Origin of the sequence: Moraxella porci DSM 25326 (genome assembly GCF_002014855.1) — a bacterium.
Classification (GTDB): domain Bacteria; phylum Pseudomonadota; class Gammaproteobacteria; order Pseudomonadales; family Moraxellaceae; genus Moraxella; species Moraxella porci.
Genome location: NZ_MUYV01000011.1, coordinates 194,108 through 217,888 on the forward strand (window position 1 = coordinate 194,108; position 23,781 = coordinate 217,888).

Below are 23,781 nucleotides of genomic sequence, written 5' to 3' on the forward strand. Positions count from 1 at the left end.
AGGTGGACCTTCAAGTCTCAATCAATGCACACCATGGACTTAAAACTCAGGCACGCCTGCACTGCGGCTAAGCCCATAAGTGCCAAATTTGCCATCACCCAAGCCATCGGTAGGCTTTTTGCCAATATGTAGGGCAAAGTCATGTCTTGTGCTTTGGCTTGGCATACGAATAAATGGCTCAATGGTCGCTTGGGTCTGATAGCCTTTTAGATGCTCGGCAGCTGCCTCTCGTGATACGCCGTGGCGAGCCGCCTGATGGCTGATCCGCTCATCCAAAGGCATTTTTGGAATCACTCGGTAATACTGCGAAAATCCCGTAACTTTATCTTGAGGCACAGGGCGAATACTGGTCATATGCACATAGTCAGTGAGTCTCTCCAGCCATTTTGCTAGGTTTAATGCCTGCAATGCCTGCTCTGTTTGTGCAAAAATACGTAGTTTAAACCCCAAAAAGCCAATTTGCTTATCAGCATTTAGACGGTACTGCGGAAATGCGACACCATAAGCGATTTTGCCATCATCATCTTGCTGTTCAACAAAGGCAAGATGGAGCTGGGTGTAAACCTTAGTCCATAAAAAATATGGACTAATTTCTACATCAGGCAATAATGTGATTTCTTGATAAAATTGCATTATTCTTTCCCGCTTGCACCAAACACACCGCCACGAATCAATACTGCAATCACATAATGTTGATTTTCGACGCTTGGTTTTTCATCTTTCAATACCCAGCTATCAAATAAGGTATAGAAATCTTGTTTTTGTTTAGGTTGGCGGAACGCTGTACCCATGGTCGTTACTGCACCATATGGCTCAATCGCAATCGGAAACCCAGCATCTGGATACCATGTATCAATAGTGCGAATGGCATTACCAATTTTTTGTGAATGCATACCCGCTTTATCATTGATTTTGTACAATTCTTTGCTTTTGGTTTTACCTGTATCCAAAATCAATTCTTGTGATGGATACACTTCTTGACCAAACCCGACAATCGCTTCGGCTTTAATATTCAAAATCACAAAAGCTTGATTGGTTAAACCCTGTTCAATCCAATTTGCCAAAGTTGCTAATGCATCATTTTTAGTTTCAAAATTGTGTACCGAAATGCTTTTTGCATCAAAAGTTAACGTGTGTTCTTTCTCTGCGATTTTACACGTTACAAATACCGTAATTTTTTCTGCACCCACACGGTTACGCCATAACCAACGAGCATTGGCAATATTGGTCGCATAACGATGTGCCAATTCTTTAACGCCGTGTTCTTGTAAATAATCTTGTACTGTTGCCAATAATTTAGTTTGATAGGCTTGGTCATTACACACATTTGGCTTGCCGTCAAAAGGCAATACTTTGCACGTCCATGATACAATCAACGTATCATTTTCTTCCAATAAAGACGCTGAATCCACTTTTTGTAAATTGGCTTTTTCAATTTCAGCATCTAATTTGGTAGGGTCATCAGTAATGTTCTTTTTCAAACGGTTGCTGATTGTGCCACGAATGGATTTTTCTTGAATACGCACAGGAGTCGCCACGCTTTTTTCATCTTGGCTATTTTTTTGTGCCATAAAACCATCAGAAATGTCCAAATTGCGTTCAAACGCCAATACACTTGCAGTTGTTAATTTGCTCATAAAACAAACTCCTTAAATTTCATTAAAAATATTTATGATAACGCCGCTTGCGTTAGTAAATACAGTCCAGTTTCATCATACTGTTGTCGCCAAAACGCAGTTTCAATCGTGTTTTTTAAATGGTGTGGATACACCCATTTACCCAAACCATAAACGGCTTCTACATATTGGCTTGGATATTCAGGATTACGCACATTTGCCATTTTGCCTGCATCAAGCTGCTCACTAATTGCTTGATAGCCCATCGGCATTGGAACAAGCCAACCATATCCTGTTTTAATAGACTGGGTATGCCATTTGGTATTGCCATCAATATCTAATTCAGGAATATGATGTAGTGTGCAAACATCTAAAAGCACATCAAGCGGTGTCGTTTTAGGATTTTGACTTTGTGCTTGGGTAATCAACTCGCTAAACTCGACACTTGCGTCCATTAACACAAATGCAGGCATTAATAATGGTACAAGTTCTTGTATTTTCGCAAAATCAAAATATCGTACAGGGTCTGTTTTGGCAATGCCCATCACACTACCACCTGCAATTCGCTGTCTGAAAATCGCTTGCGATAAAAATTGGGTTAATTCCTGACTTAGTTGTTCAGAAATCAGGTCATTTGCCAACACTTCTACCGCAAAACTCATCACCAAATTACATTTACCTTCTTCCACAATAGATGCTGTACTGCCATCTTTTTTAAGCGGATTTCGGGTTTGATTAAACGTGTAATCACGGTATTTACTGGTGCGATAGGTTTTAGGCGTACAGTCATAACACGCAAGCAACACACCGCCCAATGCCAAATCAGCAAATCTTACATCTGCCATCATGGTGCGAGATAAAGCGTGAAATGCACCTGTAAAGCCCGTTACTGCAGGAAAGCCAAAAGTTAAAGGGCTAGAAATAGCATTGGTATCACAAATCACCACTTTGTGAAAATAGATGTAACCAACTGGAATTTTTTCATTCATAAAAACACCCCCTTGCCCATACGCTGATAATGCCCTTGCATATCTTCAATTTCTCGTTTCCACTCAATAAATTCTGCATCAGCAATATCATATTTTAAATTTTGGAATTGCTCTCTCAGCTCATTATTAAACCATGACGCAAAGTCTTCCAAAATCTCTTTTTGCCATTCATTTTGGGCTTTGTGCTGGACAAATTCTTCTTCGCCGTCCAAATCTGCACGGTAAGGGTCTAACCATATTTTTTGCGAGAGTGGCAAAGCATAATCTTTTGACCAACCTGCGGACTTTTCTTGCAATGTATGTGCAATGGCAAAAATGGTATGCAACATACGGTCTATTGCATCTTTGCGTTTATCACGCACATCCACATTGTTTCTGGCATCTTTCACCACTTGAATGACATATTCAAAATCATCACGAATATGATATTTTAAAGTTTTGCTATGAAAGAAATTTTCTGCAAATTTAGATAACGCAAATTCACGGTTTTGTGCAATTTTCGGCGGTAATGATGGCAATAAATAATTGCGACCACCTTGTCGGCTCATCAACTGGCTAATATTTTGTGGTTTTGAACCACCTAATTGTACGGTCGCCAAATCTTTCATGCTGACATATGGTGTATGCTTGGCATTGGGTTTAAAACGATTTTCTAATGCTTTTTTATTTTCATCAGAATATCTTAACTGATTGATTTTTAAGTAAACTTCATAAGACAAAGCAGATGGATATAACGGAATAATGTTGATATATTGCAGTTCATCTAAATGATTGGCTGTATTATCATTGACTGCCCAAAGCATTTGTTTATTGCGTTCATGGGTTGTTGGATTTTCCATTGTGCTTTGTAAGACTTGTTTAAAGCAGGCGTGATAATAACTTGCTGTCTCTTTATCATCAGACAAAGACGCAATAAATTGCTCATTATCAGCCAAAATCAAATCACGCACTTTGACGCCTTGCCCCACATCAAAATCAAAAAATGATGCCAACGGTAGGGCTGCTGCGTTGCCATTAGCATCTAATGCAGGATTGGCAAGATTATGTGTGCCCACCAAGGTATTAGGTCGTTGTTGTTTGGGGATAAAATTGACATTATCACCTTTAGCATCAGGGTGAATGCCTTTGGAAATGTGCGTACCAAATTTAAGCTGTTTTGCCATGCTATTTACAGCAACATCTAGCCAATGTGTACATTCAAACTTCTGTTTGATTTCGTCAATTTCAGCCTGACATTCTGTTATGACAGCATGATTGCCATCTTCTTGGGCTTTCATCAGTTGTTTTTGCAATTTTTCTGATTTAGCGTCAATCTGTTGCTCTAAAAATCTACTGATTGCCGTTTGGGCAAGGTCGTTTGTTATCATCACGAAAACTTCCTTAATTTCTATAATTTCATATTAAATCATATTTTAAAAGCAATAGCTAGGCGCTTAACCGCTCCGCCACAATCCCCAAAAATGGGCAAAAATACCATTTATCATACCCTTGCCCGCTTGGTAACATCACTCGGCTAAATTGGATTGCCAGATACGATAAACTTTGCTCAGGCAAATGCGTTTGTAAATGTTGCAATTCATCATATACATCACCCACAAGCCAAGTGCTGATTTGTGAATGCTCATAATCAAAATTCATGGTTTGAATATAAGCATTTTGCGTATTGGCATGTCTTAACCCATTTTTTTGAATATCTTCTACGGCATACACACAAAAGCCATCGTCATGTTCTTCTGTGAGTTGCTTGGGAATAAGCACCCATTCTTGTTCCTTTTCATCGCTATGGCGAAATGGCGATACTTGTTGCAAGTGCGTATGTATCCGATTAGATGAGCCAACTTCTCGCCAATAGGCATTGACATAATTGGTTTTGTCTTGATGAAATAAATGGTTCATCAAGCCATGTTCTAACTGTGCCAATGTTTCAGGCTTATCTTTGATTTCTTGTGTCCAAATGCGTGGACGAGCGTCAATTTGATTTAAGGTATTATCGTCAATCAGCGTAGTCATATCATGTTTTGTAAGCTTATATTTCTCTGTTTCAAACCCCGGTTTTGTAAAGACCAACTGCTTGCCATGATGCTGTAAATAACGGATATTATGATTGAATATCAAAATATTGCTATTCGTTGCCTGTTTTTTAGGACGATGTCGCCATACTCGCCCCGCAAGCTGAATGATTGACCGCAGGGAGCTTGGCTCAACAATCGCCCAATCATAATCATGGTCTCGTCCCACTTCTGCCACAGGCGTTGCCAATACCATGAAAATATGATGTTTTGCAGGGCTTTTAGCCATCGCCTGACGGATTTCTTCATGCTCAAAAATCGCCTGTTCATCATATTCATTGCGTTTTAAGACTTTATCTAATGCGTATTCCAACTGATTTCGTAAGACCAGTAACTGCCGAGCGTGATAACACGCCACATGAATATGTGTATCCTTATCCACTTGAGCCTTTTTTAAATAAAACGCAAGCCGTACCAACTGTTTGATATTAGCAATCCGAACCAAGCCAATGCTCATGGATTGCCCTGTTTTTTCATTTACCGTATGATAAGATTGATGTAATGCCATTGCGCTATCAATGATTTTTTGCCCCAAGTCTGTATAAAACTGGGCTGTTTTCTCTTGATGATATGCAATCTCAACGGGCAAAATGGTTGCTTTACGGCGAATGGGCTGTTTGTGCAAGAATTTCACCCGTTTTTGCACAAAGGTTTGATGATGTTCATTAAAATTTTGTGCATCGCTACAATGGGCAATGGTCGTACCATTTTTTTGCTCATCAAACCATGCACACACCACCTGTGGCGTAGGTTTATTTTGACTTTGATTAAATAATTTTCGCCCTGCTAGATAGCTTTCAAATAATCCTGTCATCAAATCGGGCGGCAGTGTTGCCGATGAAAGCAACACTTTTGAGCCAAACATTCCTGCCAAATGCACCAGTCGTGCTAATGCAGGCAAATCCTGATGGTCAAAATCATCAGGCTCATCTAAAATCAAATCACTACTTAACAAGCGAAGTATCGGGGCAATATATCCACCGCCTCGTTTGCATTCGCTCGCCTGCATTAAATGGTCAATGGTGCAAGTAACCACAGGCGAAAATAACAAATCTCGTGCCTTACGCTCGCCAAGCAAGGTATCAATATTGAGTTCATCTAACGCATGGAAATTGGGGGTAAAATCCACAATCCCATCGACCAGTTCATCTGCCGATTCACTACCCCATGTGGTGCTTGATTGGTCGTCTGCGTTCTGCTGCCATGCCTGTTCTTGTTGATTGATGGCAAATAATTGACGCACTTGACTACCGCCCACCAAAATTGCCAGTTGTTCGTCATTTAAATGCAAATCTTTGCGTAAACTTAATCCTGTTTGCAAGGTCAAAACCCGCAATCCCAACGCAACGGTAAATCTTGCTCCTTTTTTCTCATCAGATAACGCATACATAATACGGGCATTAGAAATTGTTTTGCCACAGCCCGTAGATGCCATATTGACCCCAAAAAAGCCGTGTGTATCACTATCGGTCTGTACACTTTTTGCCATTTTAAAAGCATGATTTTGCCAAGCAAATCGGTCAATATCGGTATTTTTACTTAATGGACGATGTTTGATGAGTGTGGGTAATTGCTCGCTAATAATTGGCAAATGGCGTGCAAAATGTGCAGTAAATGACGCTACGCCCAACAAATGTTCATCTAAATATTGCTTGGGTTTTCGGGTGTTGCGGTCGGTATTGGCTAATAGGGTAAGTGCAGATTGGGTTGCCACACGGCGAGCATCATTATCTTTTAATGATGAATAATTGTGGTCGCCAACCATCAAACACAGTCTTGATAAATAGAGCAAAATAGCATTATCAACAGGCTGATTTTTTGCTGATAATGCTTGTAGTGTCGGGTCTTGCAAGGCTTTTCTTGCCCAGCGTTTGACACTGCCTTGCCAAGATTTACTGTCAATCACGCACTCTTCAAATTGCCAAAAATCTTTGAGCTGCCTGCCGCCAGCATCCAATGTTTTAGGATTTCTGACCCAATAATTATGAGCTTTTAGCTCAGCATAAACTTTGCTCAAAGACCGCTCAAAATACAATCGTGATGTCGGGTGATATTGAAATTGATGACGCTCTTTATGACCGAAAAACATATCCGTCAAAGGCGGTAAACGATGATGGCTGACAATCAGCCAAGAAAGCCACCCACCCAATGGCGGTAATTTGGACAAATCCGCAAAATCCAATTTATCCGTTTGCAGATAATGAGTTAATGATGATTTTTGTTTTGCCAACCAATCATCAATTTGAACAAAGCGTTCTAACCATGCTGTATCTGTTTGACAATCCTTTGTTAGCCACAACAGCATTTTTAAAGAAATCCATTCATGACGATATGGGTCGCCCTGTGTGCTACCTTGCGTTAATTTATGTTGAAAGCCAAGCGTTGATTTGCCCAAATCATGCAATAACGCCGATAAAGTCGCCATAATTTGAATAGCACTGATATATTGCCAATCATTTTGCCACTCACTATGCAAAATATTGCGTTTAGTGCGATTGACAGGCACCCAGCCCCATTCATTAAACTTATGACGATTGCCCACAATCCACAAAAGTTCACTATGTTTACGCGTATGAAAACGATAGCAGCTCACCGCAGTACTTTTGCTGGCGGTGGCAGATAGCAATTTTTTGACCATTGCCAAACCGTCTTCGGTGATGACCGTTTGCCAAGTATTATCGCCAATCCGATTGGCAAACGCATCCAAGACCTTTCGTGTGCGTGCCAATGCCTTTTTTTCACATTGAGAAATAAAGGTAACAATCAATATCTTTTTTTTCCTTTTAAAAATAAGCTTGCTATATTTTTAAAAGCAAATATAACAAGCTTATCATTCAGCAACCTATGCGGTTGAAAACAATATAATGTAATTTACATTTGCTAAGCAATCTATACGATTAATTTTCTATCCTCCTGTCATATTTAACACAATACTATTATTCGTAATAACCAAATTGACAGGCATTACAATCCACAAAATGATTCCAACTGTATGGATAATCATTTTCATCTTACTAAAAATCTTTTTTACAAAAGATTTTGTCATAATACAAACCTCCTCAATTATTGATGGAGATTTTATTATAACATTACAAAAGACAAAAGTAAAATCCATGTAAATTACTTTATAAAGAACTGAGACGCCAATTTCACTTGTTCAAACATAAAATCAAGTGCCTTATGCTCAGTGAATTTTTGCAAGATTTTTTGCCGAAACTCTTGTTCGCTAAACTCTTCTTTGGCACAAACAAATGCCCACGGCAACACAATCGCATCTTTCACCAAATCCGCGACATCAAACACGAGTGCCCCACGCCGAGTCTTACCGTGCATCACCGCAAATCCATGCGGAATGCCCAGCACCCAAAGCGTCGTCGCCCCTAATCCATATGCCAAATAATTACCGTGATTTAAAAAATTATTGGCAAGATCGCCTGCATCAAAATTACGCTCAAACGAGATCTGACAGCGTGTGGCGGCGGCTTTGTAGAGCTGTTTGGTCATATTTGCTTCGGTAAGCAGTAGCTCATTGACCGTGCTGATCGTGGGGATTTTATTTTTAAAGAAAGTATAAGCTGCGACAATGTCAGGGTCATCAACATGAAAGCCTGCTTCTTGTAGCTGCCTGTCTTTTGACCAAATTTTTTGAATAAATTCAATGCGTTTGTATTGAAATTCTTTGGCGATGGTGAGCCGCTTGGCATCATCAAACCAAAATGACAACCAGCCTTGGACATATTCAGTCGGGCGATATTCACTTTGTGGATTGAGCCATTCAATTTCTGAGCCTGAAAATAATGGCGTCGCCCCACCCCCACAAAATCCGACCAAAACACCTGCGCTGGCAAGCATTCGCATGGCGGCTTGGGTGATGGATGTTCCTGTGCCAAGCAAAATACAGGTGGTGTTGGCGATGGGGATATTATAATAATGATTTTCGTATTTGGTTTCGGTCAGATACAGCACACGACCGTCTTTTTGCATCACACGGCAATGCTCAAGATAAAAGATATTGGCGCGTTTTGAGTGCAAAATCGCTTTGAGATCCGTGGGTTTGAGCGTATCCATGGCGTCAATTTCCTTGATGATGAATTTAATTTAATCACACTCATTATAGCCTGTCAAGCGATGATGTGATCAAATGATAAGCTTATATTTTTCACCTACCACATCACTTATGCTATACTAAATTTGCCGTCAAATGATGATGGATGTAAAAAAACCTTTATTTTTTCAACTATTTAAAAACTTAATAAAATCAATAAGTTATAACTAGTCAAATTTTGATTGGGTAAAAAGGGTCAATCCATCATAAATGACTGTTATTTCTTAATTTTTTCGGTTATAATTACTCTTCACGACCGCATAGGTCGCTTAGAAAGCCCCAAGCACCGCTTGATCGAGTGCGATTTTCTTCACGACCGCATAGGTCGCTTAGAAACCCACCAAGTACCCAACTACCACCAAGCACCACTTCACGACCGCATAGGTCGCTTAGAAAGCTGGAATTAGCCGAGCAAGACTTTGCCGATGCTTCACGACCGCATAGGTCGCTTAGAAAAAGCCCGTGTTTGCAGCACGGGCTTTGTTGTTCTTCACGACCGCATAGGTCGCTTAGAAAATGCCGAGCGCGGGTTGCAAGAACTGCCAAGCCTTCACGACCGCATAGGTCGCTTAGAAAGTCTAAAAAATCTTGTTCGGCAAGCTCGAGCGCTTCACGACCGCATAGGTCGCTTAGAAATGAGATTATTACGGCGATTCGTTGGTGGTAATCTTCACGACCGCATAGGTCGCTTAGAAAACAGGTGACACCGCCAAAGTTAATAGCGATAACTTCACGACCGCATAGGTCGCTTAGAAATGATCAAAGCGGCACAAACCGACACCACACCACTTCACGACCGCATAGGTCGCTTAGAAAAGCCATTCGGCGATGTCGTCGATATTGACATACTTCACGACCGCATAGGTCGCTTAGAAATCACGGTAATATTTGCCGTCATACTCAATGTACTTCACGACCGCATAGGTCGCTTAGAAATGCCATGCACGCCCAGCAGGTCAAGCATTTTACTTCACGACCGCATAGGTCGCTTAGAAAGCCACCGATGACAGCTAAACCAAGCGCCATGCCTTCACGACCGCATAGGTCGCTTAGAAATAGAAAAATCAGCATCAAAACGCTCTCGATTGCTTCACGACCGCATAGGTCGCTTAGAAAGTGCGCCCTGTCTTTCGCGATATGTGCTTTGTCTTCACGACCGCATAGGTCGCTTAGAAAATGACAACCACGCACCCCCGCCACAACTCATTCTTCACGACCGCATAGGTCGCTTAGAAACTGCCTTGGCTAGATGCTCATTTGCAAAGTCCCTTCACGACCGCATAGGTCGCTTAGAAATATAGGGGTGACCAAATAAGCCATAATCAGATCTTCACGACCGCATAGGTCGCTTAGAAACAGCTCTTCTTTGAGCCGCATCTCGTATTCAACTTCACGACCGCATAGGTCGCTTAGAAAACCTGCTGCAATGATTTTGGCAGCGATGTCGGCTTCACGACCGCATAGGTCGCTTAGAAAAGCTACACCAAGACTTGACAGCACCGATTAATCTTCACGACCGCATAGGTCGCTTAGAAACTCTTGAGCGCTGCACGGCTTTCACAGAACAACTTCACGACCGCATAGGTCGCTTAGAAATGTTAATAGCTCAAGTACTTTGCCTGCTTGTGCTTCACGACCGCATAGGTCGCTTAGAAATGTCTTCTTTAGATATTTCAACCAGTCATTACCTTCACGACCGCATAGGTCGCTTAGAAAGCGTGGTACGATTCATGCGCGCGGAATGTTGTCTTCACGACCGCATAGGTCGCTTAGAAAATCGCCAAGCGTCAAGCTGCCACACTTACCCGCTTCACGACCGCATAGGTCGCTTAGAAAACCCACGATATTTGCAGGGCTAAAAGTGTAAACTTCACGACCGCATAGGTCGCTTAGAAATGTGATGGTTGTCCATGCGCCGCCCCAGCGCACTTCACGACCGCATAGGTCGCTTAGAAAGCTAAAGCCGTTTCTCGTTCGACCGCCAGCCCCTTCACGACCGCATAGGTCGCTTAGAAAGCATCAACACGGAATTAACCAAGTGGCATACCCTTCACGACCGCATAGGTCGCTTAGAAATTTAGGTCTAAGCCGTTTTCAAGGTTTGGCAACTTCACGACCGCATAGGTCGCTTAGAAAGACATCACCAATGCCAATCGTAAACGATTGCTCTTCACGACCGCATAGGTCGCTTAGAAATTGTACTTGCGTCCAATTAATCGTCATGGTTGCTTCACGACCGCATAGGTCGCTTAGAAAACTTGTCCATGCCGTCCAGTCAGACACATTGCCTTCACGACCGCATAGGTCGCTTAGAAATTGCCCGTATGTTATGCGAGATATTAATAATTCTTCACGACCGCATAGGTCGCTTAGAAAGCCGTCAAAAATCGCATCAGCGAAATCAAAACCTTCACGACCGCATAGGTCGCTTAGAAAGTCCGCCCACCGCGTTTAACAGCCGTTAATAGCTTCACGACCGCATAGGTCGCTTAGAAAAAGTCTGCTTTGCCCCCACATTTATCATCCAGCTTCACGACCGCACAGGTCGCTTAGAAATTAAAAACTAACTGCTGTAATAAATAACACGGCTTCACGACCGCACAGGTCGCTTAGAAAATAAGTCTTATCAATCAGTTCGAACAATGATGCTTCACGACCGCACAGGTCGCTTAGAAAATTTGATTTGTCGCAGATTACAAGACTTGATTCTTCACGACCGCACAGGTCGCTTAGAAATATTGGGATTTGGGCGTATCTGACAGTACGACCTTCACGACCGCACAGGTCGCTTAGAAAAAAACAGGCGATTATCAGACGGTGATTAAGCCCTTCACGACCGCACAGGTCGCTTAGAAATTTTTCTCAGATTTTGGCTTCGGGGTGAATGCCTTCACGACCGCACAGGTCGCTTAGAAAAATAAAAAACCCTGCATCTGCAGGCCGGTTGGTTATTGTCTTTTTAATTCATTGATATCGAAAGTTTCGCTGGGTTCAAATGTATAATACAAATGACCCATGCTGTTTTTGATGCGCATTTTAATGATCGTGCCGCGCCCAAGCTCGGTGAGCATCAGCTTGGGCTTGGTTATCTCCATGCTTGTGCTGTCCACCATGGCCATTGGGATATTTGGCAGTTTTTTGCCATCAATATTCAGATCCAGACTTGGGCAGCTTGGCAAGCAAGAAAATTGATGCCATGATCCCTGATCATAGTCTCCAGACAGCATCAGTACGGCCATTGGTTTTTGATATCTGACATCTGCGACTTCATAGCCCACAGACAAAATCGCATTGCCGTCGGTTGAGGTGATGAAAGCTGTTTTATAAACCTCATCATCAAACTCATTATCGATCCGATGGTACTGCCAATCGTGATTAAGCACTGTTGCTGGCGTCGCAAGCGTCATTGGTGATTGTGAGCTTTTGATTAGGCTTTCGATCACCACATCAATATCTTCAGGGATGCTGGCCGTATAAGAAACTTGAGCAGGTTTATTGTCAACCGACACAGGCTCTGCATGACAAATACCAGCGATCAGCAAAGATAGCATCAATGGGTATTTCATAAATTGACTCTTAATCAACAGTTTTATTAATCATACCCAAAATTTGTCAATCAGGCAACCAATTTGAACCCTTTACGACCACACAGGTCGCTTAGACCCTATTAAGCATCGGCTTTTTGATAGCGTCTACTTCAGTCTGTAAATGACAAGCCATCAAACCAAAATCAATGATGTGTCAGCCATTCCAACAGATTTGATTGGTGCCACAAGTCAACAATTGAGTTAGCATCAGCGCACAAGCTATAACACTTTGTGCTACAATCAAGCCAAATCATCTTTGGCCACGCATTATGTACAGCATTAAAATTAACGGCAACATCGTCAAACAAACCGACAAATCAACTGTCGCATGGTCTTTGTATCGTGCAACAGCTAGGCTTTTTGAAAATAAGCCGAATCATGTGCAACTATATAGCGATGCTGAGCTATTGCAACAAAAGCCAAGCGGATTGATGCTGCTGGAGCATCCCGACAGTGCCGCGGTAAATGATATCTTGATGACACTGATTAAGACGCTAGATTTAAGTTTTCCAGAAGTCAAATGGCTGATTAAAGATAGTGAGCTTGAGCTGTCAAACAGTCGTATTGATGGCTGGTTTTATCCAAAAGACAACCGCCGATTTGTGCAGATGTATAATGATGAGCTTGAGTATCTGACACCAATTTTGACACGCTATGCACAAGCAAAATCACAGTAGGCAAATCTTGGCTTTACCGCACAAGGCCTAAAAAGCATGAGGGCACAATTGGGGCTGACTCAGCAACAAGTCGCTGACATCGTGGGCGTGGCTGGCAATCGACAAGTAAGGCGGTGCGAAAATGGCGAGCAAGACATGCCGAGCGAAAAGTGGCAAATTTTTTTGGATTTTTATCAAAAAAAATCACAGATAGTGATGGCTGAAACTTTGAAACTACAAAAAACAAATATTATCGTATGATCGTCATTGCTTCTACAGGCATTGCAAACACGATCACTGCGCTGTCTGTACTTGTGCAACGATCACTTACATAATACCAGTTAACACCCCCTAGAAGTTGTTCAAAAATAGTTTGCTGATAACCTTCAAAAGTTGTATGACTTTTGAGTTCGGTTTAAAATGATCTTTTGTGCTACACTATCGCAAACCTCTAAATTTGCGAAAATCATGACTTATAAAATCATCATCGATGGCGCGACAAGCCAAGCAATCAATGACAAAGCTACTGCATACGCGAATTATCGAGCTGTCTGCCGTGACTACGCCAACAAGCCCAAAAAAGTCGAGCTAGTGCAAGATGGGAGCGTGCTTAGCGCCAAAGCACCGCACATGATGCTGCGTGATAGCAATGATGTATTTAGCGCTAATGATGTGCTTTGCCAAGCCATGCAGACCCTTGGCATCAATATTAAGGATCTAAAAGACAAAATCAAAACAAGCGAGCTTAAGCTATCAAACAGTCGCATAGACGGCTGGATTAGACCAAGCGATGACCGCCATTTTGTGCAGATGCACAATGATGAATTAATGGCAGTGATTAAGCTATTGCTGTCCGACACAGTTGCTATGATCAAATCACCAGAGAATATCGCTGCACTGCGTAAAAAGCTTGGATTGACCCAAAGCCAGCTTGCCGAAAAATTTGGGCTAAAATCTGGCTTTCGCCAAGTGGCACGGTGGGAGAGCGGGGAGCAAGAAATGCCCGACGCCAAGTGGCAAAAAATGCAATATTTTTAAAAAAAATTATTTAAAATTAATATAACAAATACATCTAAAGCTGTCGCTTGATTGTTATTTAAAAACTTAGCAGCCCCTTTTTTTGGTCTTTCACACCCACACAACCCTTTAAAAAAATAAACCGCCACACATTCGCATGACGGTTTAATTTCTATGTCATAAATTAAATCCGCTCACGACCACGAGCAATCGCCGCCTTGACTTGATTGGGCGCTGTACCGCCGATATGGTCACGGGCGTTTAGCGAGCCTTCTAGCGTCAAGCACTCAAAAACATCATCATGAATTAAGTCGCTAAAGCTTTGTAGTTCAGCTAGGCTAAGCTCACTTAAATCCACACCTTTGGCGACGCCTAGTGCTACGGCCTTGCCGACCACTTCATGCGCATCACGGAACGGCAAGCCTTTTTTGACCAAATAATCCGCCAAATCGGTCGCTGTGGCATAGCCTTTCATGGTGGCTGCACGCATATTGTCGTTATTTGGTACAAGGTTTGGCAACATATCAGCAAAGGCAAGCAGTGAGCCCGTCAAGGTATCCACACAGTCAAACAATGGCTCTTTGTCTTCTTGGTTGTCTTTGTTGTACGCCAGCGGCTGATTTTTCATAAGTGAGAGCAAAGTGATGAGCTGACCAAACACACGAGCCGCCTTGCCACGCACAAGCTCAGGCACATCAGGGTTTTTCTTTTGTGGCATAATGGATGAGCCTGTGCAGAAGCGATCAGGCACTGCCACAAAGCCAAACTGCGCACTCATCCACAGGATAATCTCTTCGCTCATACGAGATAAATGCATCATCAGGATCGATGCATTGGCAGTAAATTCAATGGCAAAATCACGGTCAGAGACAGCGTCTAGCGAATTTTGGCAAATGCCTTCAAAGCCCAAGAGTTCAGCGGTAATCGTACGATCAATCGGATAAGTCGTGCCTGCCAGTGCCGCACTGCCAAGTGGCATCTGATTGATACGACGGCGAGTGTCGGTAAAGCGCTCACTATCACGGGTCAGCATTTCAAACCATGCCATCACATGATGACCGAAGCTCACAGGCTGTGCGGTCTGCAAGTGGGTAAAGCCTGGCATGATGGTGGTCGTGTGCTTCTCCGCCAAATCCAGTAGTCCTGACTGCAAGCGCTTGAGTAGCGCCAAGATATTATCAGTCTCATCGCGTAGCCATAGGCGAATGTCGGTCGCTACTTGGTCGTTGCGGCTGCGGCCTGTGTGTAGTTTTTTGCCGACATCACCGACGATGGCAGTCAGACGGCTCTCGACATTCATATGCACATCTTCAAGCGCCACCGACCATACAAAGCTGCCGTTATCAATCTCAGCTTGGACTTGCTTGAGTCCATCGACGATGATTTGGCTTTCGTCCATAGTGATGATGCCGCAGCGACCAAGCATGGTGGCGTGAGCGATAGAGCCTTGGATGTCTTGTTTTGCCATGCGTTTGTCAAAATTCACCGATGCGGTAAATTCGGCGACAAAACTGTCGGTCGCTTCACTAAAACGACCGCCCCACATACTTGAAGTTTGTTCACTCATGATAAATCCTTGGATTGACTTAAATATTAGCCAAAGTATAACACATCTTCGCCATCGCATTCATCAATTATCCGTGTGTGGCATGGCTTTTATATCCCAAAGGTTTTATAATAGCGTTATTGATTATTTTTTGGAATTTTGGATAAGCCCATGACCACTCGCACACTCACCATCGCCACTCGCCAAAGCCCATTGGCACTATGGCAAGCCAATTTTATCAAAGATGCTCTTGAGCGTCTGTATCCACAGATGAGTGTCACCCTGCTTGAGATGGTGACTCGTGGTGATAAAATCTTAGACACGCCACTTGCTAAGATTGGTGGCAAAGGTCTATTTGTCAAAGAGCTTGAGCAGGCTTTGTACGATGGGCGTGCCGATATTGCCGTGCACTCGCTCAAAGATGTGCCGATGGTACTGCCCGAAGGCTTGACGCTTGGGGCGTATTGCAAGCGTCATGCACCGAGTGATGCTTTTGTCTCAAATCAGTTTGCACACCTTGATGAGCTGCCAAAGGGTGCGGTGCTCGGCACATCCAGCCTACGCCGCGAATGTCAGCTTCGCCAAGCTCGTCCTGATTTGACCATCAAAAGCCTGCGTGGCAATGTCGGCACTCGCCTAGCCAAGCTGGATGCTGGTGAGTATGATGCCATTATCCTAGCTACAAGCGGACTTCAGCGACTAGGGCTCGATGCTCGCATCCGTCATGAGCTGGATGAGTCACTGTCGTTGCCGGCGGTGGGTCAAGGGGCGCTTGCTATCGAATGCCGAGCTGATGATGCCAAGATTTTATCGCTCTTAGCACCGCTCAATGACACTGCCACCGCCCTGTGCGTGATGGCAGAACGCGCGATGAACCGTACACTTGAAGGCGGCTGTCAAGTGCCAATCGCAGGCTTTGCAACCATTGACGGTGATACACTACGACTGCGTGGGCGTGTCGGCTCTGTCGATGGCAAGGTATTATTAAAAGCCGAAAATACCATCACCCTAGGCGATGATGTCACTGCCAATATCACAGCGGTGGAAGCACTCGGCGAACAAATCGCCCGTGAGCTACTCACCCAAGGTGCGGATGTGATTTTAAAAGAAGTGTATCAATCCGCTGATAACACCTAATCGCCATGCCAACCCCTTTGCCAATACTCATCAACACCCGCCCCACCCATCGGGGCGATGCCATCCGCCAGATGACGGGTGTGACGGTGGTGGACTTGCCACTGCTTGAGATTCGCTCACTATCGATTAGTGAGTGTGAGCAGGCGATGATGATGCAGTTTTGTCAAGGGGCGTATGATGCCTTGGTCATCACCAGTGTCGAATCAGCACGGCGAGCCTTGGATTATCTGCATACGCAACAGATAGACTTACCAATCCATCAACCAAACACCCCCATCATCGCTGTCGGCACAGCCACTGCCCAAGTGATGCAAGCATATGGCTTTGATGTTATCCTGCCACAGACTACCAATAACGAAGGGATGCTTGCCCTGCCTCAAATTAAACGCCTGAGCACACATGACCGAGTGCTGATTTGGCGTGGGATTGGTGGGCGACGACTGCTACATGACACACTGACGGCAAAGGGCGTACACATCGATGCCATCGAGTGGTATGAGCGGGCGACACCGCCAGATTTGTTGGATAACTTTACCGCCATCTTACCCACCTTGCCTAACCATGCCCATGTCATCATCAGTAGTGAGATGGCGTATCAGGCATGGGCGAGCCTACCGCACGCAGAGACAAGGTATCACTATTTGGCACTGGGGGAGCGACTCGCCCGTATCATCCGTGCACATGAGCCAACCGCCATCATCAGCATGATTGATGATTTATCCACACAGGCGGTCGGTCGCGCCATCGATGCCGCCCAAGCTTTTGACACAGATCATCAAACCTTATTCATCCAACCCGACAGATAATCTATGAAACCAAACAAACCAAAATCCGCTGCCGCAAAGAGTGCTTCTAAGAATCACACCAAAGCCAAAGATGCGCGATTTGATAAAGCCAAATCCACCAAACCAAAAAACCCCCATTTTTATGGCATCCACGCTGTCACCATGCTGCTTAAACGCCGTCCAGAGGATGTGCTGAGTCTGTTTATCCAAGCGCGTGACGATGGCCAGATGAGTTCTGAGCATCGACAGATTGCCGATGCGGCGCATGCTTTTGGCATCAGCATCCAGATTGCACATAAAGAGCGGCTCGCTGAGCTGTGTGACAGCCATCAGCATCAAGGTGTCGTTGCCGCCGCTCGCGCCACACCGATGGCTGATGAGGCACTGCTTGATGCGATGGCGGCCAAGCCTGATGCGCTGTTTTTGGTACTTGATCAGATCACTGATGCGCATAATCTGGGTGCCTGCCTGCGCTCAGCATGTGCGATGGGCGTCGATGCTGTGATTTTGCCGCGTCATCAATCGGCACCGATGACCCCGACCGTTGCCAAAGTATCGGTGGGCGCGTCTGAGGTCATCGATGTCGTGTCAGTGACCAACCTTGCGCGCACCCTACAAAGGCTCAAACAGGCTGGCGTTTTTGTATTTGGTACCGCACTCGATGCAACCGCAAAGCCTGCTTTTGCCTGTGATTTTTCGGGAAAAGTGGCCATCGTCATGGGTTCGGAAGGTGATGGCATGCGCAGGCTTACCCAAGAGCTGTGCGACACTTTGGTATATATTCCGATGGCAGATACACCCGATCGACCCCAAAGCCTCAATGTCAGTGTCGCCACAGGGATGATGCTGTATGAAGTGGCCAGACAGCGGCTCCATGGCTAAACAATTCTCAGTGCAAATAAAAACCAGCATAGTGCTGGTTTTTTGATGAATATCAAGCAGGCTTTGACAAGCTTTCGGCTTTGGCCTTGGTGTCGGCATCGAGCTTGGCTTGGTTTTCGCATTTGTTCGGATCATTGCCACAAAATTGGCAGTACTCATCGCCCATCAAATTAGCAACACCGCCACATGAGCCTTTGAGTGGTTGTTTTTTGACCATGTAGCCGACGCCCATGAATAAGAAAAATAAGATAAACACCCCAAAAGTCACCGCAAAAATGGGGATGAATTGGCTAATGATGTCGCTCATTGTCTTATCCTTTTAACTATCAATCTAAACGCTGTTAATGACAGCATACTGCATCTATTATAGCATTTTTATGCGAAGTGATGGCGGTTTTTGGTGCTGCTATCTTGGGTTTTTGTATGATTTTTATAAAAAATGGCCCATCGCAGGGATGAGCCATTGTTTTGACAAAGTCGATTATTTGTCTTTGACTTCGGTGTATTCGGCATCGACCACGCCATCATCAGCAGGCTTAGCGTCTTGCTGTGGCTGTGCGTCTGTACCTTGTGCGCCAGCATCGGCGTAGATTTTTTGACCGATTGGCAAGAAGGCATTATCAAGCGCTTCAAGCTTAGCTTTGATGTCATCGACATCATCTTCTTTGGTCGCAGTCTCTAGTGCGCTGATGGCTGCTTCAACAGCGGCTTTTTCGTCATCAGTCACTTTGTCTGCAGCGTCTTTCATCGCTTTTTGGACGCCGTGGATACGACCGTCTGCTTCGTTACGAGCATTGGCAAGGGCAGCAAATTTCTCATCTTCAGCAGCATTCGCTTCAGCAGCACGGATCATCTCTTCGATCTCAGCATCAGACAGACCTGAGTCGGCTTTGATCTGGATTGACTGTGATTTGCCAGTGCCTTTGTCTTTGGCGCTGATGTTCATGATGCCGTCAGCGTTGATGTCAAAGGTGACTTCGATTTGTGGCACACCGCGTGGTGCAGGTGGAATGTCAGTCAAATCAAAGTTGCCAAGCAGTTTGTTTTGGTTGGCGATTTTACGCTCACCTTGATACACTTGGATTGATACCGCAGGTTGGTTGTCGGCTGCTGTTGAGAACACTTGTGATTTTTTGGTTGGAATCATGGTGTTCTTCTCGATGATCGCAGTCATCACGCCGCCCATGGTTTCGATACCTAGGGTGAGCGGGGTCACATCCAGTAGCAATACGTCTTTTTTGTCGCCTGACAGTACCGCACCTTGAACTGCTGCACCCATTGCGACCGCTTCGTCAGGGTTCACATCTTTGCGTGGCTCTTTGCCAAAGAATTCTTGTACTTTTTGTTGTACCAGTGGCATACGAGTTTGACCACCGACTAGGATGACATCATCAATGTCGCTGGTAGATAGGCCAGCATCTTCTAGTGCAGTTTTGCAAGGCAAAATCGTGCGAGCAACCATCTCTTCGGTTAGGCTCTCAAGCTTGGCACGGCTAATGGTGATGACAAGGTGCTTAGGACCTGTCGCATCAGCGGTGATGTATGGCAAGTTCACTTCAGTTGATTGGCTGCTTGATAGCTCAATTTTGGCTTTTTCGGCAGCTTCTTTTAGGCGTTGCATCGCTAGTGGGTCGCCTTTTAGGTTGACATTTTGTTCTTTTTTGAACTCTTCAACCAAATAATCAATCAATGCCAAGTCAAAGTCTTCACCGCCAAGGTGAGTGTCACCGTTGGTTGCCAGTACTTCAAATTGTTGTTCGCCATCGACATCAGCAATCTCGATGATTGACACGTCAAATGTACCACCACCTAGGTCATAGACAGCGATGGTCTTATCGCCGCCTTTTTTGTCCATGCCATAAGCAAGGGCAGCAGCGGTTGGTTCGTTGATGATGCGCTTCACATCCAGACCTGCGATACGACCCGCATCTTTGGTGGCTTGACGCTGTGCATCGTTAAAGTACGCAGGTACGGTCACGACAGCTTCAGTCACAGGCTCGCCCAAATAGTCTTCGGCAGTCTTTTTCATTTTACGCAGTACTTCAGCACTGATTTGTGGTGGCGCTTGTTTTTTGTCGCCAGCTTCGACCCATGCATCACCATTGTCAGCTTTGACGATTTTGAATGGGACAAGTGAGATGTCTTTTTGGACTTCTTTGTCTTCAAAACGACGGCCAATCAGACGCTTGATGGCAAATAGGGTGTTTTTTGGGTTGGTGACCGCTTGGCGCTTGGCTGCTTGACCGACCAAGATCTCGCCATCTTTAAACGCAACGATAGACGGCGTGGTGCGCGCACCTTCTGCGTTTTCGATGACTTTGACTTTGTCACCTTCTAGGACAGCCACACATGAGTTGGTGGTACCTAGGTCAATACCGATTACTTTAGACATAGTTTACTCCAATTTTAGATATTTTAATGTGAAAATTTTTACTGATTAGGCAAGGTTGAAAATTTTATTTTAACAATCTTGCCAAGCTTAACTGCTATATTTGTGTGATTTTGTACTTTTCAAGGGAGAAAATTGAAAATTTTTCAAAAATTTTTGACTTTTAAGCCATTGAAATCATTCAATAAATCCCAAGTCAACGCATTAGCCACCAACAAGCACCATCGCAGGGCGTAGAGTGCGTTCGTTGAGCGTATAGCCTTTTTGGAGCACTTGACCGATGGTGTCTTTTTCGGCATCAGGGAAGATGCCGACAGCTTCGTGAATATCAGGGTTGAAAGCATCACCAACTTGACCGACTGCGACCACGCCATTTTTTTCAAGGACGGTAAGCAGTGATTTGTGGGTCAGTTTTAGCCCTTCAAGGGTGCTGTCATCAGCGCCTGCTTTTTCGCTTGCGTCGATGGCACGCTCAAGGTTATCGACGACATCAAGTAGTTCTTTGGCGAATTTTTGTAGGGCGTATTTTTTTGCCTTGTCCGTTTCTTGTTCCATACGACGCTGGGCGTTGTAGGATTCGGCATTGGCGCGTGCGGCGACTTCTTTGGCATCTTTGACTTGTGCTTCAAGCTCGCTGATGGTGGCTTTTAGTGTCGCGACTTCGTCAAGCTCGGTCGCTTGCTCGGTGGTTTCTACGCTATCATCCAAGATGTCGTTGTTGGTTTGCTCGGTCATAATTACCCCAAAAATTAAACATAAAATAAAATCCCTACCTTGATAATGGTAAAGGCAGAATTTTTCAAGTGTTAAACTAAAATTTATCGCATCAGCTGCCATCACTGGCTTTTTGCCACAGCACTTCACTGCCGCCATCGCTGCGTGCCACCACGCGCGCCAGCACAAACAGATAATCCGACAGTCGATTGAGGTACTGTCGCACCGCAAGACTGATGTTGGCATCGCGCTCATGTAAGCGGATCAGCAGCCGCTCAGCATCGCGACAGACGCTGCGTGCGATGTGCGCCTGTGCGGTGGCGATCGAGCCTGCTGGCAGAATGAATTCTTTTAGATATGGCAAAGTGGCATTGTGTGCGTCAATCTGTCGCTCGAGCGTGGCGATGGCGTCATCTGTGATGGCGATATAGCCGATTTGGGCGTGATTGGGCAGTGCGATCTCGCCGCCGATGTTAAATAATTGATGCTGAATGATCCCAAGCTCTTGGCACAGCTCTGGCAGCTTGGCCATCAGCTGCGCCTGTAGCAGCCCGATGTGCGCATTTAGGCCATCGATGATGCCCATCGCATCAAAGCGCAGATCGGCCTTGGATAAACGACTACCATCACCCAAACCTGTGCTGCCATCATCGCCTGTGCGTGTGGTGATTTTTGATAAACGATTTCCCATTTTTGATCCTTATAAAGAGTGGCAAAACTGCTTTATCATAGCATTTTTGACGATCAAAAACGCAAGAGGCGGTACAAGCGCCATAATTTTTGTTATAATCCTTCGTATCAATCGAAAACCGAGACTCATTATGCAAACCTTTAACCCAGCCGATCATATGGTATTTTGCCGTAAATATAAAGAAAATCTGCCAAAGCTGCCAAATCCTCCTTTTCCCAATGCCAAAGGTCAAGAAATCCAAAACACCGTCTCTGCCAAAGCATGGAATGAATGGATTGAGCTACAGACCATGCTGATTAACGAAAAGCACTTAAGCATGATCGACCCTCATGCCAAGCAGTTTTTGACCGAGCAGCGAGAGAAGTTTTTGGATAATGGCGATTATGAAAAGCCAGCAGGATACACGCCAAAAGCCTAGCCGTTTCACCATGCGCTGATCCATATTGGCGCTTTATGAATTGATCAGTAAGGATGCTTTATGCTAAAAGTTGAAGATATTTTTGAGCCTGTCTTGACAGGCGACGCCCGACCCGATGCCCTAAAAGACTACCCTGTGGTACATGTGCAACCTGTGGCATGGGGTGAGATGGATGGCTTTAATCATGTGAATAATGTCGCCTATTATCGCTATGCTGAATCGGCACGCATCAGCTACATGCGAGCGCTCGGGTTGATGCATGCTCGAGAAGATCTGCTGACGATTTTGGCCAGCTCCAGTATGCAGTATCGCCGCCCTGTGACCTATCCAGACACGCTGCTCATCGCGGTGCGAATCAAGCATCTGGGCAATACCAGTTTGGTGCATGAATATGTAATGTACAGCCAGTCTCAAAAAGCCATCGTCACTACAGGTGAGGCAGTGATCGTCCGCACCAACAGTCAAATGGCCAAAATGCCTTGGCTTAATGAAGAGCGCGCCATCATCGAAAAATTCGAAGGTCGCCAGTTTGATGCTGCTTGATGGCATGATTCTTTAGCCCAAGACCCAAAAAAAAACCCTGCCGACAGCGATCAGCAGGGTTTTTTTGTGAATATCGTGATGGCGCCAAACGAGCCTTTTGCCATCACAGTCTTAATCAATGCAGCTGCACATGATTGGCATCAATCTCAAGCTTGCGGCTGTCACGATCGACCTCACCATGTACAGTGACGGTTTTACCGACCAGCTCTTGTGGGTTGTGGTAATAGTCGTCATCGATCTCAACGATGATGGTGCCAGTGCGATCTTGCAGCTCAAATTTTTCATTGCCAACAAAGCGTACCAGCTTGCCAGTTAGGCTGACTTTCGCATCATCACGCAAAGTCTTGGCTTGTGCCACGGTGCTGCTGCCATTGACGCCAGAGACAGCTTTTGCACCAGAGGCAGGTGCAGGCGCTGCGGTGGTGGCATTGGCTGCACAAGCACTCAATACAACTGCTGCTGCCGAGGTGATGGCGATTTTTTGTAGTGTTTGAACTTTCATCTTAGCACTCCATAAATAAAAAGTGGATTTGAATTAGGCAATGATTGCCGCTTAAGACATATTAAACCATAACAACCTTAAGCGAACCTTAAGCGACATCACCAAAATGTAAAATTTACAAAAAAATTTATAAGC

21 protein-coding genes and 1 CRISPR repeat array are annotated in these 23,781 nt (G+C 44.7%); of the genes, 8 read left to right on the top strand and 13 right to left on the bottom strand.

The window, feature by feature from the left end; all coding sequences use genetic code 11:
* Positions 1-39: 39 nt before the first annotated feature.
* The 7 genes from cas6f to B0681_RS08715 all read right to left on the bottom strand — a co-directional run bounded on the left by cas6f (position 40) and on the right by B0681_RS08715 (position 12,345).
* A complete protein-coding gene (gene cas6f, locus B0681_RS08680) occupies positions 40-633 on the bottom strand; it encodes a type I-F CRISPR-associated endoribonuclease Cas6/Csy4 (RefSeq protein ID WP_078318335.1) in 594 nt (197 codons plus the stop codon).
* Entirely contained in the window at positions 633-1,637 is a 1,005-nt protein-coding gene (gene csy3, locus B0681_RS08685) for a type I-F CRISPR-associated protein Csy3 (RefSeq protein WP_078318336.1), read from the bottom strand. The genes cas6f and csy3 overlap by 1 nt, the downstream gene beginning before the upstream one ends.
* A gap of 32 nt (positions 1,638-1,669) precedes the next feature.
* Positions 1,670-2,605: a type I-F CRISPR-associated protein Csy2 gene (gene csy2 / locus B0681_RS08690; protein ID WP_078318337.1), complete on the bottom strand. Its 936-nt coding sequence runs from the start codon at positions 2,603-2,605 to the stop codon at positions 1,670-1,672.
* Positions 2,602-3,972, bottom strand: coding sequence for a type I-F CRISPR-associated protein Csy1 (gene csy1 / locus B0681_RS08695; RefSeq protein ID WP_078318338.1), 1,371 nt, complete (start codon positions 3,970-3,972; stop codon positions 2,602-2,604). The genes csy2 and csy1 overlap by 4 nt, the downstream gene beginning before the upstream one ends.
* Before the next feature lie 58 nt (positions 3,973-4,030).
* Complete coding sequence (cas3f, locus tag B0681_RS08700) at positions 4,031-7,441, bottom strand: type I-F CRISPR-associated helicase Cas3f (protein ID WP_078318339.1); 3,411 nt, start codon at positions 7,439-7,441, stop codon at positions 4,031-4,033.
* A 353-nt stretch (positions 7,442-7,794) separates the two neighbouring features.
* Positions 7,795-8,742, bottom strand: coding sequence for a type I-F CRISPR-associated endonuclease Cas1f (cas1f, locus tag B0681_RS08710; protein WP_078318341.1), 948 nt, complete (start codon positions 8,740-8,742; stop codon positions 7,795-7,797).
* A gap of 285 nt (positions 8,743-9,027) precedes the next feature.
* Positions 9,028-11,695: a CRISPR direct-repeat array (repeat unit 28 nt; unit sequence CTTCACGACCGCATAGGTCGCTTAGAAA).
* A 32-nt stretch (positions 11,696-11,727) separates the two neighbouring features.
* Positions 11,728-12,345, bottom strand: a complete 618-nt coding sequence (locus B0681_RS08715; protein WP_078318342.1) for a hypothetical protein — start codon at positions 12,343-12,345, stop codon at positions 11,728-11,730.
* 290 nt (positions 12,346-12,635) lie between these two features.
* On the opposite strand from B0681_RS08715, the gene B0681_RS08720 reads away from it, so the two are divergent.
* The 3 genes from B0681_RS08720 (at position 12,636) to B0681_RS08730 (ending at position 14,060) form a co-directional block, all read left to right on the top strand.
* Complete coding sequence (locus B0681_RS08720) at positions 12,636-13,043, top strand: hypothetical protein (protein WP_078318343.1); 408 nt, start codon at positions 12,636-12,638, stop codon at positions 13,041-13,043.
* 36 nt (positions 13,044-13,079) lie between these two features.
* Positions 13,080-13,283, top strand: a complete 204-nt coding sequence (locus B0681_RS08725; protein WP_078318344.1) for a helix-turn-helix domain-containing protein — start codon at positions 13,080-13,082, stop codon at positions 13,281-13,283.
* 207 nt (positions 13,284-13,490) lie between these two features.
* Positions 13,491-14,060, top strand: a complete 570-nt coding sequence (locus tag B0681_RS08730; RefSeq protein WP_158077931.1) for a helix-turn-helix domain-containing protein — start codon at positions 13,491-13,493, stop codon at positions 14,058-14,060.
* 163 nt (positions 14,061-14,223) lie between these two features.
* On the opposite strand, the gene argH is transcribed toward B0681_RS08730, so the two are convergent.
* Positions 14,224-15,606, bottom strand: coding sequence for an argininosuccinate lyase (argH, locus tag B0681_RS08735; RefSeq protein WP_078318346.1), 1,383 nt, complete (start codon positions 15,604-15,606; stop codon positions 14,224-14,226).
* 150 nt (positions 15,607-15,756) lie between these two features.
* Here argH and hemC point away from each other — a divergent pair, with 150 nt between their 5' ends.
* The 3 genes from hemC to rlmB are packed head-to-tail and all read left to right on the top strand — an operon-like array spanning position 15,757 to position 18,389.
* A complete protein-coding gene (gene hemC, locus B0681_RS08740; RefSeq protein WP_078318347.1) occupies positions 15,757-16,722 on the top strand; it encodes a hydroxymethylbilane synthase in 966 nt (321 codons plus the stop codon).
* 5 nt (positions 16,723-16,727) lie between these two features.
* On the top strand, positions 16,728-17,528 hold the full coding sequence (locus B0681_RS08745) for a uroporphyrinogen-III synthase (protein ID WP_078318348.1): 801 nt from the start codon (positions 16,728-16,730) through the stop codon (positions 17,526-17,528).
* Between the two features lie 3 nt (positions 17,529-17,531).
* Positions 17,532-18,389, top strand: coding sequence for a 23S rRNA (guanosine(2251)-2'-O)-methyltransferase RlmB (rlmB, locus tag B0681_RS08750; protein ID WP_078318349.1), 858 nt, complete (start codon positions 17,532-17,534; stop codon positions 18,387-18,389).
* Positions 18,390-18,441: 52 nt separating this feature from the next.
* On the opposite strand, the gene nqrM is transcribed toward rlmB, so the two are convergent.
* The 4 genes from nqrM to B0681_RS08770 all read right to left on the bottom strand — a co-directional run bounded on the left by nqrM (position 18,442) and on the right by B0681_RS08770 (position 22,183).
* Positions 18,442-18,696 (bottom strand): (Na+)-NQR maturation NqrM, encoded by a 255-nt coding sequence (gene nqrM, locus B0681_RS08755; protein ID WP_078318350.1) that lies wholly within the window; start codon positions 18,694-18,696, stop codon positions 18,442-18,444.
* Positions 18,697-18,870: 174 nt separating this feature from the next.
* Positions 18,871-20,781, bottom strand: a complete 1,911-nt coding sequence (dnaK, locus tag B0681_RS08760; protein ID WP_078318351.1) for a molecular chaperone DnaK — start codon at positions 20,779-20,781, stop codon at positions 18,871-18,873.
* 201 nt (positions 20,782-20,982) lie between these two features.
* A complete protein-coding gene (gene grpE, locus B0681_RS08765) occupies positions 20,983-21,513 on the bottom strand; it encodes a nucleotide exchange factor GrpE (protein WP_078318352.1) in 531 nt (176 codons plus the stop codon).
* Between the two features lie 91 nt (positions 21,514-21,604).
* Positions 21,605-22,183, bottom strand: coding sequence for a cob(I)yrinic acid a,c-diamide adenosyltransferase (locus B0681_RS08770; RefSeq protein WP_078318353.1), 579 nt, complete (start codon positions 22,181-22,183; stop codon positions 21,605-21,607).
* 130 nt (positions 22,184-22,313) lie between these two features.
* Between B0681_RS08770 and B0681_RS08775 the strand changes: the two genes are divergently transcribed.
* The gene (locus tag B0681_RS08775; protein WP_078318354.1) at positions 22,314-22,601 is read left to right on the top strand and encodes an oxidative damage protection protein; all 288 of its coding nucleotides are present in this window, start codon (positions 22,314-22,316) and stop codon (positions 22,599-22,601) included.
* Positions 22,602-22,661: 60 nt separating this feature from the next.
* A complete protein-coding gene (locus B0681_RS08780) occupies positions 22,662-23,144 on the top strand; it encodes an acyl-CoA thioesterase (RefSeq protein ID WP_078318355.1) in 483 nt (160 codons plus the stop codon).
* Positions 23,145-23,259: 115 nt separating this feature from the next.
* On the opposite strand, the gene B0681_RS08785 is transcribed toward B0681_RS08780, so the two are convergent.
* Positions 23,260-23,646, bottom strand: a complete 387-nt coding sequence (locus B0681_RS08785; RefSeq protein ID WP_078318356.1) for a YgiW/YdeI family stress tolerance OB fold protein — start codon at positions 23,644-23,646, stop codon at positions 23,260-23,262.
* Positions 23,647-23,781 lie beyond the last annotated feature (135 nt).

What these genes read in the sequence shown, in the direction of transcription:
- B0681_RS08715 (WP_078318342.1), bottom strand. Translation starts at nt 12,345, where the DNA reads ATGAAATACCCATTGATGCTATCTTTGCTGATCGCTGGTATTTGTCAT.
- cas1f (WP_078318341.1), bottom strand. Translation starts at nt 8,742, where the DNA reads ATGGATACGCTCAAACCCACGGATCTCAAAGCGATTTTGCACTCAAAA.
- dnaK (WP_078318351.1), bottom strand. Translation starts at nt 20,781, where the DNA reads ATGTCTAAAGTAATCGGTATTGACCTAGGTACCACCAACTCATGTGTG.
- hemC (WP_078318347.1), top strand. Translation starts at nt 15,757, where the DNA reads ATGACCACTCGCACACTCACCATCGCCACTCGCCAAAGCCCATTGGCA.
- cas6f (WP_078318335.1), bottom strand. Translation starts at nt 633, where the DNA reads ATGCAATTTTATCAAGAAATCACATTATTGCCTGATGTAGAAATTAGT.
- csy1 (WP_078318338.1), bottom strand. Translation starts at nt 3,972, where the DNA reads ATGATAACAAACGACCTTGCCCAAACGGCAATCAGTAGATTTTTAGAG.
- csy3 (WP_078318336.1), bottom strand. Translation starts at nt 1,637, where the DNA reads ATGAGCAAATTAACAACTGCAAGTGTATTGGCGTTTGAACGCAATTTG.
- nqrM (WP_078318350.1), bottom strand. Translation starts at nt 18,696, where the DNA reads ATGAGCGACATCATTAGCCAATTCATCCCCATTTTTGCGGTGACTTTT.
- csy2 (WP_078318337.1), bottom strand. Translation starts at nt 2,605, where the DNA reads ATGAATGAAAAAATTCCAGTTGGTTACATCTATTTTCACAAAGTGGTG.
- B0681_RS08720 (WP_078318343.1), top strand. Translation starts at nt 12,636, where the DNA reads ATGTACAGCATTAAAATTAACGGCAACATCGTCAAACAAACCGACAAA.
- B0681_RS08785 (WP_078318356.1), bottom strand. Translation starts at nt 23,646, where the DNA reads ATGAAAGTTCAAACACTACAAAAAATCGCCATCACCTCGGCAGCAGCA.
- grpE (WP_078318352.1), bottom strand. Translation starts at nt 21,513, where the DNA reads ATGACCGAGCAAACCAACAACGACATCTTGGATGATAGCGTAGAAACC.
- B0681_RS08780 (WP_078318355.1), top strand. Translation starts at nt 22,662, where the DNA reads ATGCTAAAAGTTGAAGATATTTTTGAGCCTGTCTTGACAGGCGACGCC.
- rlmB (WP_078318349.1), top strand. Translation starts at nt 17,532, where the DNA reads ATGAAACCAAACAAACCAAAATCCGCTGCCGCAAAGAGTGCTTCTAAG.
- argH (WP_078318346.1), bottom strand. Translation starts at nt 15,606, where the DNA reads ATGAGTGAACAAACTTCAAGTATGTGGGGCGGTCGTTTTAGTGAAGCG.
- B0681_RS08745 (WP_078318348.1), top strand. Translation starts at nt 16,728, where the DNA reads ATGCCAACCCCTTTGCCAATACTCATCAACACCCGCCCCACCCATCGG.
- B0681_RS08770 (WP_078318353.1), bottom strand. Translation starts at nt 22,183, where the DNA reads ATGGGAAATCGTTTATCAAAAATCACCACACGCACAGGCGATGATGGC.
- B0681_RS08730 (WP_158077931.1), top strand. Translation starts at nt 13,491, where the DNA reads ATGACTTATAAAATCATCATCGATGGCGCGACAAGCCAAGCAATCAAT.
- B0681_RS08725 (WP_078318344.1), top strand. Translation starts at nt 13,080, where the DNA reads ATGAGGGCACAATTGGGGCTGACTCAGCAACAAGTCGCTGACATCGTG.
- B0681_RS08775 (WP_078318354.1), top strand. Translation starts at nt 22,314, where the DNA reads ATGCAAACCTTTAACCCAGCCGATCATATGGTATTTTGCCGTAAATAT.